At 36.7% G+C, this 12,285-nt stretch carries 8 protein-coding genes; 2 read left to right on the forward strand and 6 right to left on the reverse strand.

What is annotated here, in order from left to right; genetic code table 11:
- Nucleotides 1-59 precede the first annotated feature (59 nt).
- The 6 genes from CLU97_RS06065 to alaS form a co-directional block, all read right to left on the reverse strand.
- A complete protein-coding gene (locus CLU97_RS06065) occupies nt 60-1,529 on the reverse strand; it encodes a M20/M25/M40 family metallo-hydrolase (protein ID WP_121487127.1) in 1,470 nt (489 codons plus the stop codon).
- A gap of 8 nt (nt 1,530-1,537) precedes the next feature.
- Nucleotides 1,538-1,774 (reverse strand): hypothetical protein, encoded by a 237-nt coding sequence (locus CLU97_RS06070; RefSeq protein ID WP_121487128.1) that lies wholly within the window; start codon nt 1,772-1,774, stop codon nt 1,538-1,540.
- A gap of 70 nt (nt 1,775-1,844) precedes the next feature.
- The gene (locus tag CLU97_RS06075) at nt 1,845-4,172 is read right to left on the reverse strand and encodes a hypothetical protein (RefSeq protein ID WP_228437546.1); all 2,328 of its coding nucleotides are present in this window, start codon (nt 4,170-4,172) and stop codon (nt 1,845-1,847) included.
- Nucleotides 4,173-4,463: 291 nt separating this feature from the next.
- A complete protein-coding gene (locus CLU97_RS06080) occupies nt 4,464-6,278 on the reverse strand; it encodes a cytochrome-c peroxidase (protein WP_121487130.1) in 1,815 nt (604 codons plus the stop codon).
- 64 nt (nt 6,279-6,342) lie between these two features.
- Nucleotides 6,343-7,821, reverse strand: coding sequence for an alkaline phosphatase PhoX (locus CLU97_RS06085; RefSeq protein WP_121487131.1), 1,479 nt, complete (start codon nt 7,819-7,821; stop codon nt 6,343-6,345).
- Nucleotides 7,822-8,574: 753 nt separating this feature from the next.
- Nucleotides 8,575-11,178 (reverse strand): alanine--tRNA ligase, encoded by a 2,604-nt coding sequence (gene alaS / locus CLU97_RS06090; protein WP_121487132.1) that lies wholly within the window; start codon nt 11,176-11,178, stop codon nt 8,575-8,577.
- 254 nt (nt 11,179-11,432) lie between these two features.
- Between alaS and CLU97_RS06095 the strand changes: the two genes are divergently transcribed.
- Together CLU97_RS06095 and CLU97_RS06100 are read left to right on the forward strand one after the other, a co-directional pair.
- On the forward strand, nt 11,433-11,987 hold the full coding sequence (locus CLU97_RS06095; RefSeq protein ID WP_121487133.1) for a sigma-70 family RNA polymerase sigma factor: 555 nt from the start codon (nt 11,433-11,435) through the stop codon (nt 11,985-11,987).
- Nucleotides 11,988-11,992: 5 nt separating this feature from the next.
- Nucleotides 11,993-12,262: a hypothetical protein gene (locus tag CLU97_RS06100; protein ID WP_121487134.1), complete on the forward strand. Its 270-nt coding sequence runs from the start codon at nt 11,993-11,995 to the stop codon at nt 12,260-12,262.
- The last annotated feature ends 23 nt before the right edge of the window (nt 12,263-12,285 follow it).

A 12,285-nucleotide genomic window follows, 5' to 3' on the forward strand; every position in this document is an offset into this window, starting at 1 on the left:
ATCTTAATTTTCCTTACAACCTAAACTCTTCTTAATGGTTCAATTTTTTTTAGTATTGTTTATCTTTCAAGCGAAAAATTCGAAATTACTTTCGGACGTTCTGCTTCATTAGCTACTTTCCAGGATGTTCTGTACATCCATTCGGTCATTTTATACAGCTTTTTGTAATTGATATTTTCAGATTCATCCTGTGGGGTATGGTACTGATCATGCAATACACTCGTGAAGAATATCGCTGGAATTCCGATTTTAGCATAGGGAAGATGATCGCTTCTGAAATAGAAATATTCTGCATGGCTTGGAGAATCCCAATCTTTCAGGTATTTGAATTTTGTACTTTCGTTATTGGCATCTTCAGCCATTTTTACAAGCTCTTCAGAATTTTTGTGTGGAGCATTTCCTCCTAATAAAGCAGCTTCATTATTATCATTTCTCCCAATCATATCGCCGTTCAGAACAGCTGCAATTTTTTCTTTCGGAACAACAGGATGGGCTGCATGCCATCTTGAACCTAACAATCCTCTTTCTTCAGCACCATGGAAAACAAACAGAATACTTCTTTTTCCCGGCTGTTTTTTATATGCTCTGGCCATAGCCAACATGGCAACACAGGTACTTGCATTATCATCAGCACCGTTGTAGATGGTGTCGTTTTTTACCGGATGTCTGATCCCATCATGATCCTGATGTCCGCTCAGCAAAACATATTCGTTTTTAAGCACAGGATCTGTACCTTCTATTTTTCCGATTATATTCACTGATGGATATTTGTAGGTTTCAGTGATCAGGTTCAGAGAAGCTTTGGGATTGTTTTTTACCCAGGCTGCATTTTCTCTTTTAATCCATAAAACAGGAATATTATTCGTGATTTTTTCTCTTAATCCTTCCACGCCGTAGCTTCCTCTTGTCATTTGGGGCAGTACTTCTATCCAGCTTTTTTCCGAAGTATCATCGGTGATGAAAATAATAGCTTTTGCTCCCAGCTGAAAAGCTTTATCGTAATATTTATTTCTTACGAATCCAGGATATCTTCTTACAAAAAGAGTCATATCCTTAGAAATATTTTTGTCAGAAGCGTTTACCGCAAGAACTTTTCCTTTGATGTTTAATTTAGCCAGATCTTCAGGTTCTGCATTTCCGGCATACACTATTTCAGCATCTACAGAAGCATTTACGGGTTCAGCAACAAGAAAATCCTTCCATAATTTCAGATTTGTATCTCCAATTTTCAGGCTGCTTTGCGGAATAATCTGATGTCTGTATATATCAAAAAACTGGAAAAAAGTTCCGTTATCCCCGGCAGGTTTCATTCCTGCTTCTTTGGCTTTGTCGGCCAGCCACATAGAAACCTTCAATTCATCCAGTGTTCCGGCTTCACGTCCCCAGAACTGGTCTGCAGCAAGCTGATACATATCGGTACGAAGATCTGCTTCTTTGATGGCAGAAACCAAAGGCTTCTTATAGTTCTGAGCGCTTGCAAAGGCAAATAAGAAGAGCCCGAGCAAAGAAAAAACATAATTTTTATTCATAAGAACTCTTAATTGAAGTTAGCCAATTTCTCTGAGAACTGTTTTGAAAACTCTTTTCTGTCTTCTTCCAGTTTTTCCTGTGCAGAAGGTAAAATATAAGTAAAAAGGATCTTGTCTTCATTGTCTAAAAAGATGATTTCCTTTTCATTTCCATCAATCATCTGTGAGAAAATCTCCCACATCGGAGTATCTTTTAATTTTAATAATTCAAAAAACTGTTCTGCTTTGATTTCGATTTTCTGCATGTTCTATATATTATCGGTAAAAATTTCTGAATTGTGATTCAAAAATAAAGATTTTGTTTTTTCCTGACGACTAAAACTCAAGAAACTTAAGCTTAAACTGGATGGCAAAGTTTTCTCTGAAATGAGGTGTTGCATAATAACCCACTCTGTAGAAGAGTCCCAGATTAAAATAGCTGGAAAGAAAATTGTTCCATTCCAAACCTACTTCCTGATACAGGTGATCCAGTTTTCTGAACTTAAACTGATGGTATTCCGGATACCTCATATCTCCAATGGTTCCTCGGAAGACAAAATCAAAGCTGGAAATATTATGTCCGAAACTTTTTAAATACCATGGAAGTTTATGCGTAAAGTAATACGCTACAAATCTGTCATTATAGTATTTTCCACCTTCCAGCGTTGCAAAACCAAGATAAGAAGTAAGGTTAAAATTAAAATCTTTACCGGGAGAAGCCAGTCCATTCATCGTAAAGTTTTTCCAGATAGGCGCTCCACCCAGAACCAGACCTCCGTACAGACGGAAACCTGTAGTCCCGATTGGTGTTTTGAAATTGTGAACAAACAGCGCATCAAAACGGGAATAACTAAAGTCTCCCTGCAATATTTTATAACTCTGCTCATAATTAAAATAGAGCTCAGGGTATTTCTGATCAATCAGAGATTTCCCCTGTGGAGTCATGATATTGGTAGAATTCGGAGAATATTTTAAAGTGAAAAGCGTGTTGAAATTTCGGTAAGAAGTTCCTCTGTCTCTGAACTGGTAATCGAATTCTGCTTCTTCTGTATTTCTTCTTACGGCAAGGGCAACAGTAAGTCCGTTAGTAACATCGTTCAGATAAGATAATGACATTCCTCTGAAGTGAAAGTAACGGTCATTGTTTAGATTATTCCCGAAATTCATCATTCTCATCTTGAAATTCCAAAGCTTTCTGTTGAATTCCCCCGAAGCTGTTACATCATCATACACCTCAAATCTGAAAAATGAGTTTTTCTCCAGGGTGGTTTTCATATCAAGCCCCATTCCGTACTTCCATTTTCTGTCTTTCACACCGTATGCAAAATAATAGTCCGGTGAAAAATAGGGGTTGAAATTTTCATTCAGCTTGGCTTTTAACCCTAACCTAAAACCTTCATAGGAGTTATAATTCACAATTTCATCTACTGCAAAGTCTACAGATCCTACTCTGATCTGTCCGTTCAGTAATCCTGATAAAATTTGCGCTTTGGTGTCAATTTTATATTTTTTACCTAAACTGTCTATCGTTTTATAGGTGTTTTGCTCCCGGTCGGTAAGAGGATCTGTCCTGTACTGATCCAGAGAATGGCCGTCAATATTTTTTACAGAAAAAGTATAGCCTTTGAAGTCTTTGGGATCCTCTTCAATAGGGGTTTCGAAATCAAAATATTTAGAGGTAAGGAAAGCGTAAGTACCAAAGCTTTTTTTGTCCTTTTTATCATCGGAATGTATTTTGTCATCCATAGCCATTTTACCCATTTTAAGCTTGGCTTTTTCGTGGGCAAGGAACCATTTGTTATTGTAAAACACCCAGGTACTGGTGATAATTCCGTCGTTTTTATTTTTACTGAAATTTTCAATTTTTTTGAGTCCGTAGGTTTCGGTATCAATATAAATGGCACCGTTATACTTTCGTTTTCTGTCAGGTTTTTTATAATTCACTTCTCGGAAACGGATCACAAAGTTTTTTCTCCCGTCCAGAGTAACGGTATCTGAAAGGAAAAACCTGTACAAACCTCTGTTTTCAGGCTTTATCTGTTCCGGAACAACATCCCTGTTACTTTGCTGAAGAGCGATCATTTCGTAGATAGGCTGTTTCAGTCCGGAAATTCTGTTGTCCAGGATATTGATCTTTTCCCCATATTTTTTGGAGTATAAAAACTCCTGCGCTCTTTCCCAAAGGAAGAGTTTGCTTTTTGAAAATATCTTCCTGGCGTTGATGTTATTCAGAGAGTCTTTTTCTCTTTTTTTCTTGAAAATATTGAGATCATTGAAATACTGATTAAACTGGGAAAGGCTGTCTTCATCAATATCCAGAGAGATTTTTTCATAGGATTTATAAGAATAGGATCCTAAGCTTTTGGGTGAGTTTTCGTGAAATAGTTTATTGACTTTTCTCAGAATTTCCAAGGCTCTGGGATCACTTTTATTTTCAATCACTACGGTCTCAATATCTGTAGTTTTCGATGCTTTTTTGAGCAGGGAAACTTCCATGCTGCTTTCTACGTTAATGTTTTCTTTCTGGTAAGAACCTGCATCAATATCAATGCTTCTGCACCCTGTTTTGAATTCCAGAATGCCCTGTTGATCAGTATATCCAATGACGGTATTGTCACAGGATATTTTAGCATTATAAACAGGTTTTTGAGTGGCGTCATCCACAACCTTAATTTTTGATTGTGAATACCCCAAAAAGCTGAGTAGAAAAAATAATAACAGTAATTCCCTTTTCATGTAAAAAAACTAGGTCAAAATTAATAATATTTATTCTTGTAAAAAAGTTTTTAACAGAGTATAACATTGATTTAATCTAATGTTTTTATGGATTTTTCTCTGATAAAACTGTATAGAAAATTTACTCAGATAGTCTTCCTGTTTTTACTTTAAATTCCAAATAAAAAAACTCCTGAAGAGATGGTTTTCAGGAGTTTCAATTGTTTGTTAAAGAATGACTTAATGATCGTTCAGCGCTTTCATAAACTCAATAATATCGTCTATTTCCTTATCGGTAAGCTGTAATGGGGCATCAGAAAGTGTTTGATTCTCTACTTTAAATCCAAAAGCTTTTCCACCGCCTTTGTTGTAGAAATTCATAACTTCTTTTAACGTTTTGTACCCTCCGTTGTGCATATATGGTGCGGTTTTATGAATATTTCTAAGGGTTGGCGTTTTGAAGGAATGCTGTAACGAAGGAACTGTTTCATGGAATTTTCCTCTTCCCGGATCATTATCAAATATTTTGTTTTCTCCATTCAAAGCCACTCCAAGTATTTCCTGTTCTGTTTTCTTGAAGTTTGGAGGAACGGTACCGTTGAATAAAGGAACAAAATGGCAAATTGCACATTGGGCTTTTCCTATAAAAAGATTAAAACCACGCTGTTGATTTTCCGTCATCGCCGATTTGTTTCCTCTCATATATTCATCAAAATCTGAATTGAATTTTGCGAGAGAACGGATATAGGTTGCCAGTACATTCTGCAGCTGCCAAACCTCAGTTTTTGGAGAATGGTAGATTTTTTTGAATGCCGTCTGGTATTTTTTATCCTCATTGATTTTGGCAAGAATGACATTCAGATCACCGTGCATTTCTTCTTTATTGGAAATCACATCAGAACTTTGCCCTTCCAGATCATCCTTTCTCATATCCCAAAACTGGCCATGCTGATAACCTGCATAGTTGAGTGAAGGCGTATTTCTTGGCAGTTCAGAATTTTCGAGAGACATGGCCTTAGCGAGTCCGTCTGTAAAGGCTTTTTCAGGAATATGGCATGTGGCACAGCTTCGGTTGTTGCTGTTCGATAAAATTTTATCATTAAAAAGCTGATGCCCAAGAGCAGCCTTTTCTTCAGAATATGCATATTCTTTCCCGGGAGTGAAGGCGTTAGGATTAAAAGCATTTTTAGAGAAAAAAGTAGCTGCATTTTTGTTTAAAGCTGTCGTGACTTCTACATCCGGAATGTTCTCCTGATTTTTAAAATCAAGCATCAGAGCAGTGATTTTATTCAAGTAGTCAGGGATAAAATTGACATAATCAAACGTATTTTTGTCTGTGTTTTTCTTCAGGATTTTAATGGCTGAGTTGATTTCTGCAACAATACTTTTTAAAGCCTTATCTTTTGACTTGTCTGTTGAAATTTGTTCCAGTATTTCTTGAATTCCTTCCAGAGAAGAAGGTATTTCCTGTAAAAATGTTCCCGAAACAGGTGTGTCAAAACCTGCAATTCCTAAGCTGGAAATTCTGAAAGTTTCCTGTCTTAAAGCATCAAAAACCTGATCTTTACTAACGGTAATAACCTGAAAGTTGGTTGCTATTGTATTGCTTTTATTGATGAGCTTATTAAGCATTCTGATCACTTCCTCTTTATTTCGTTTCTCATAAGGATACAACATCTCTTCCAAAACCTGTAATCCTTCCGGTTCTATTTCGGTGTGTTCATCCATTTCTATTTCAGGAAGGGCTGGCCCATTGATAAACCTCGCTGAGTGGGGCAGAAAATATTCTACAGCCCATTCCATCTTTTTATAGGTTTTTCGGATATCTTCAAATTTTTCCTGTAGGAGTTTTTCATCAGAATCTTTAGAGACCAGAGTTTTCAGTTCATTGATTTGCTTTTCGAAATCAGTATTGGTTTTGATAATCCTGTCTTTTACAGAACCAAGATCTTCATACACAGGCTGCTGCTTATCATTTTTACAATAATAAAGGGTGAAAAGTGCTGCTGCACAGTATAACAAAAGGAGTATCGGGTATTTTGAAAGCTTACTCATAGGTATGAAAAAGTATCAACAGAGATTTCTATTGATACCTTAATTTGATATGAAGGAATTAAAACTATTTTTCTACGTTTCTGATGATTACAATCTGTCCGCCTTCTTTATTGGTGTTGATTCCGGAACCGTCAGGATTTTTGAATTTATCCAGCTGCCATGTATGAGAATGGATATTCACAGAGAATGTATTCGGAACTCCGATGATGTCAGAGATATCAACCATAGCACCAAATTCCCATGAACCGAATTTCTGAAGATCTCCGGACTGGTTATAAGCAGTCTGCCATGCAGAATCGTTTCTGTTGTGCTTCATGTTCAGCCATGGCTTGTATTGTTTTGTCGCGATATTCAGCTGCCAGATATAAGAATCGTGGTTGGCATTTTTGTAATAAGAATCTCCGTCTTCCTGGATGTATACAAAGTTTTCAGTTACACACAAGTTATCTGGATTGATAAGATTATTTCCCGGATTAGAATCTCCTTCAGCAACAACTTCTAATTTTCCTGTCATCATATTGTTGGCGTTCAGAACAAGTTTGTAGACTCTTCCCCACATCGTTAATCCTGCTTTTGGATTCACACCGTCAGAAGATTCTCCGGTAGCGGTAAAGTAAATTTCTCTTCCTTTTCCTGCTCCTTTTCTGTAATCTACATCTTCTACTCTTGAAAAACGGATGGCATTATTATCAATATTTTTCTGATTGATCTGAGCTCCTGTAAGGTTTTTGGCGTTCGGAATTTCCACGAATTCTACATCGTAGCTGCTTCCTTTCGTCATATCCGTTTCAGTATAGTTGTTGTTTGTTCTTTTTAAAGAATATAATTTACCGTTATCCAGATCTCCCTGTGTATCGGCTACATACATGATCAGCTGTCCTGCAGACTGATGAGAAGAAGAGTAAGACTGGTCTTCACCAATGATAATATAAGATTTTCCGTTAGAAACATCTTTAGGAAGCGGAACTGCATTTTCCATAGAAGCCTTTCCTAAAGCGGGTTTTACTCTTGTTTTATCGGATGCCTGAGATGCCGGTGCCAACGGATTCAAAGCGTGAACCATACTTTCTTCACCAGATTCCCCGGCAGTAAGAAATGCACTGAAACCATGAGTTTCAGGTGTTGCCAATGTAGCAGAACATAATCTTGTCATTCCTCCGGTTCCGTTTAAGATATATTCTCCTTTTACAGGCTTAAATGTTTTGTCTAAATATACTCTGGATACCGATTGTTTGATCTCATGGTTGGTGATCATCAGATACCCGTCAGAGTTGGGATCTTTCATCATTCCCATTCCGTCCGGCTGACCTCCGAAAACGAAATCCGGAGAACCAGGAAGAACATCAGAACTTGAGATAAGTGTTGTTATATTTAAATTTTCAAAACCAGGCATTCCAAAAACGAAAGCGGGCTCTTTAGAAAAATTTTCAATCTTGATTTTGTCATTGGTAGGGGTGTTGGAATCCCCGTTATTGTCATCATTACAGCCTTGAAAAACAATCGCTGCAAGGAATAGAGCTCCAATAGTTTTGTTAATTTTCATAATTATATTTTCTTGAATTTCGATTATGGCAAAACTAACGGTCTGTTGTTAACTGAGTTTTAAGAAGACAAAACAAATAGTTTAAGATTAAGTAATGGTTTGTTAAGATAAGGTCAATAATTAGAACGGATATAAATAATGAGATGATTTTATATTTAATAATTTATGTTTTGTTCATTTTTCTTTAAACGCAAAGACTTAATTATTTATGATTCTTTTATTTAGGTTGCTAAGGAAGCGACAATGTCGATGATGAAGCTATATGAATATTTTATAGTTTTCTAAAATTATTTTAATCATCTCACGGATGACACAGATGTTTTTGGGAAAGTTGCCTTATCTGATGAAAGCATGATTATTGCACAAGCTTGGTCAGAATCAACGAAGTTGATTTCATTCTTCGCCCTCTTAAAATAATTTATTCTAAAAATAATCTTTGCGGTTAAAATAGCCTTTCTACCTAATTCATTTAACAGCAATTGAATACTTTACAAGGGATTGAACGCAAAGATAAATAACTCAACCGCTCTGTTTATAGAAAGCAAAGAGAAGTGACTTTGTCACTGATGAAGCTCATGCATATACATAAGCTTGGTCAGAATCAATGAAGTTGATTTCATTCTTTGCTTATTTCATTATGAAATATTATAAGGAAGACTTTGCGTTAAAAAACTATGACATACAGCAAAAATAAGCCCCGGCTGTCTCGATTCCGAGACAGCCGGGGTTAAATTTATAATAGATCTTTCTATTTTAGAGAGTCAAAGCTTTTTGGTAAGCGTTTTCTAAACCTTCAAGGTTTTTACCACCTGCCGTTGCAAAACCTGGGTTTCCACCACCACCGCCTTGGATTTCTTTTGCAAGATCCTTCACAATAGCTCCAGCCTGGTAATCTGCAGCAAGATCATCAGAAACTCCAACAGTAATCATTGGTTTTCCGTCTGCGTCAGAAAGAATGATCGTTACTGAAGCAGGAATTTCTCTCTTCAATTGGAATACAATATCCTTTACAGAACCTGCATCCAGAGACGTTTTCTTTACAAGAAGCTGCTTGTTGCCTTTCTGTTCGTAAGCATTCTTCCATTCTCCGATTTCTCCTTTTGCTTTTTCCTTTTTAAGAGCATCTACTTCAGCCTTCAATGAAGTGTTTTCTTCGATCAGTTTTTCGATAGATCTTACCACATCTTTAGACTTTAATAATTGAGAAAGTTCAATGATCTGTTTTTCAAGATTGTTGAAATATTCTTCAGATTTGTCTCCTGAAATAGCCTCAATCCTTCTGATTCCCGCAGCAGCAGAACCTTCAGAAGTGATTTTGAAATGACCGATTTCGCTGGTGTTTTTTACGTGAGTTCCACCACAAAGTTCTTTTGAACTTCCGAACTGGATCATTCTCACACTGTCACCATATTTTTCACCAAACAAAGCCATCGCTCCTTTTTCCAGAGCTTCCTGAATCGGAATATTTCTGAATTCCTGTAAAGCAATACTTTCTTTGATCTTTTTATTTACTTTTTCTTCAATTAATGCTAATTCTTCCTCAGTCATTTTGTTGAAGTGAGAGAAGTCAAAACGAAGATAATCCGGACCTACATAAGAACCTTTCTGTTCTACGTGAGTTCCTAAAACATCTCTTAAAGCCTCATGCAGAAGGTGAGTTACAGAGTGGTTAGCCTGAGAATTTTTTCTCTCAGAAGCATTTACTTTAGCATAGAAAACAGCACCTGCATCTTTTGGAAGACCGCTGATTAATGAAATAATCAATCCGTTTTCTTTTTTAGTTTCCAGAACTTCGAAGCTCTCAACTGCATTTTCAAGAACTCCTTTATCTCCAACCTGTCCACCTCCTTCAGGATAGAAAGGAGAACTGCTTAGAACTACCTGGTAAAATTCTCCGTCTTTGTTTTCTACTTTTCTGTATCTCGTAATGTATGTTTCAGACTCCATCTGGTCGTATCCTACAAACGTTTCAGGTTTTGATTCAAGATTTACCCAGTCGTAAACTTTCTGAGCTGAATCTGCCTTTGAACGTTGTTTTTGTTTTGCTAATTCAGCCTCAAAACCTTTTTCATCGATCGTTAAACCTTTTTCTTCAGCGATAATTCTCGTTAAGTCATCAGGGAAACCATAAGTATCATACAATTCGAAAACTTCTTCCGTTGGCAATACTTTTTTACCTTCCGAAATTGTCTGCTGAATTAATTTATCAACTCGGATTAATCCGGTTTCAATTGTTCTTAGGAAAGATTCTTCTTCACTTTTAATAACTTCCGTTACCAAAGTTCCCTGTTTTTCCAGCTCAGGGAAGAAAGCTCCCATTTGTTCCTGTAAAACAGCAACCAATTTGTAAAGGAAAGGCTCTTTCATGTCTAAGAATCTGTAAGAATAGGAAATTCCTCTTCTCAAAATTCTTCTGATTACATACCCAGCTCCTCCGTTTGAAGGTAGTTGTCCGTCTGCAATAGCAAAGGAAACTGCTCTGATGTGGTCTACCACAACACGGATGGCAATATCTTTTTCGTCTTCTAAAATTCCTGTATATTTTTTACCTGAAAGTTCTTCAACTTTAGCAATTAAAGGGGTGAAAACGTCTGTATCATAGTTGGAAGATTTCCCTTGAAGTGCCATACAAAGACGTTCGAAGCCCATTCCTGTATCTACATGCTGCGCAGGAAGTTTTTCCAGAGAACCGTCAGCTTTTCTGTTGAATTCCATGAAAACCAGGTTCCATACTTCCACTACCTGTGGATCATCCTGATTAACGCGGGTAATTCCCGGAACTGCAGCTTTTTCTTCAGGAGTTCTCAAGTCAATATGGATTTCAGAACAAGGTCCGCAAGGTCCGCTTGCCCCCATTTCCCAGAAGTTATCTTTTTTATTTCCATTGATGATTCTATCTTCTGAAATATAAGATTTCCAGAAATTATAAGCGTCCTGATCTCTGTCAAGATTCTCAGAAGCATCACCTTCAAAAATCGTTACGTATAAATCTTCTTTTGGAATTCCGTATACTTCAGTCAGTAATTCCCAGGCAAAAGCAATAGCCTCTTTTTTGAAGTAATCCCCGAAAGACCAGTTTCCTAACATTTCAAACATGGTATGGTGGTAAGTATCTCTACCTACATCATCCAGATCATTGTGCTTCCCTGAAACTCTCAGACACTTTTGGGTATCGGCAATTCTAGGGGCGGTAGGAGTTTTGTAGCCAAGGAAAAAATCCTTGAACTGCGTCATTCCGGAGTTGGAAAACATAAGGGTAGGGTCGTCTTTCAGCACAATAGGAGCTGAAGGAACGATTAAGTGCTCCTTACTTTTAAAATAATCTAAAAATTTTTGACGTATCTCTTGTGATGTCATAGTATTGCTTTTGCTTTTTAAGTATCAAATTTTGATAAGATGCAAATTTACTATTTTTAAGCGATTTGTAATAATTTTATGCTATGTTTTGAATGGGGATGAGTTTGGCTAATGGTTGTTTGGTAAACCTTATAGGTTTTGAAAACCTATAAGGTTTGAGATGGCTGTAATTAATAATAATCTATCTGGTTTTGCAATTTTCCGTTTAACTTACTACCTTCGCTGTGATCTGAAATAAGACAAAAAATCTTCCAATGACAAAAGATGAAGAACTGAAAAGCTGGATAGAACAATATTCGGGACCGCTTTTGAAGCGGGCACTGTACGTACTTTCGAATAAAGAAGACGCGCAGGATGTTGTTCAGGAAGTTTTTCTTGCAGCCTATTCAGCCCATGATTCTTTTGAAGGAAAAAGTAATCCTCTGACCTGGCTGATGGCTATTCTGAACAGAAAAGTTGCCGATTTTTACAGGAAAAAATATAAATCTGAACCTAATATCAGACTCGATCATTTTTTTGACGAAACAGGATCATGGAAAAATAATGATGTTTTAAATGACTGGAATGTATCAGGCGAAGGAGATGAACTTTTAGACAGCGCAGAGTTTAATAAAACATTGGAAGAATGTATTGAAGAATTGCCCTCGAGATGGAAGATTCTGCTTAAAATGTATTATATAGAAGAAAAAAAAGCACCGGAAGTCAGTCAGGAATTGAATGTTTCTACGACTAATCTTTGGAAGATTTTGCAAAGAAGCCGCATGCAGCTCAGAGAATGTCTGGAGTTTAACTGGTTTTCAAAATCATAAGAAAAATGATAAGAAGAATACTACATATATTATTTTTACCATGCAGTGAAGCTACTTTACTGATGGAAAAAAGGAATGCCCAATCCATTTCTTCCAAAGAGAACAGGATGCTGAGCATGCACCTGATGATCTGCAAATGGTGCAGAATGTACAATGAAAAGCTGGCACTTCTGGATAAAGCCTTTAAAAAGACATTTTCTGAACAAAAAACTGAAATTAATGAGTCTGAAATTCAGGACTTTAAAAATAAAATGATCGATAAATTAAATTTCTAAGAAAATTCCTGTCAGGATTTTAA

Origin of the sequence: Chryseobacterium sp. 7 (assembly GCF_003663845.1) — a bacterium.
Taxonomy (GTDB): Bacteria; Bacteroidota; Bacteroidia; order Flavobacteriales; family Weeksellaceae; genus Chryseobacterium.

Excerpts from the sequence above, each read along its gene's own strand:
- CLU97_RS06065 (WP_121487127.1), bottom strand. The coding sequence starts at position 1,529 with ATGAATAAAAATTATGTTTTTTCTTTGCTCGGGCTCTTCTTATTTGCC.
- CLU97_RS06070 (WP_121487128.1), bottom strand. The coding sequence starts at position 1,774 with ATGCAGAAAATCGAAATCAAAGCAGAACAGTTTTTTGAATTATTAAAA.
- CLU97_RS06080 (WP_121487130.1), bottom strand. The coding sequence starts at position 6,278 with ATGAGTAAGCTTTCAAAATACCCGATACTCCTTTTGTTATACTGTGCA.
- CLU97_RS06085 (WP_121487131.1), bottom strand. The coding sequence starts at position 7,821 with ATGAAAATTAACAAAACTATTGGAGCTCTATTCCTTGCAGCGATTGTT.
- alaS (WP_121487132.1), bottom strand. The coding sequence starts at position 11,178 with ATGACATCACAAGAGATACGTCAAAAATTTTTAGATTATTTTAAAAGT.
- CLU97_RS06095 (WP_121487133.1), top strand. The coding sequence starts at position 11,433 with ATGACAAAAGATGAAGAACTGAAAAGCTGGATAGAACAATATTCGGGA.
- CLU97_RS06100 (WP_121487134.1), top strand. The coding sequence starts at position 11,993 with ATGATAAGAAGAATACTACATATATTATTTTTACCATGCAGTGAAGCT.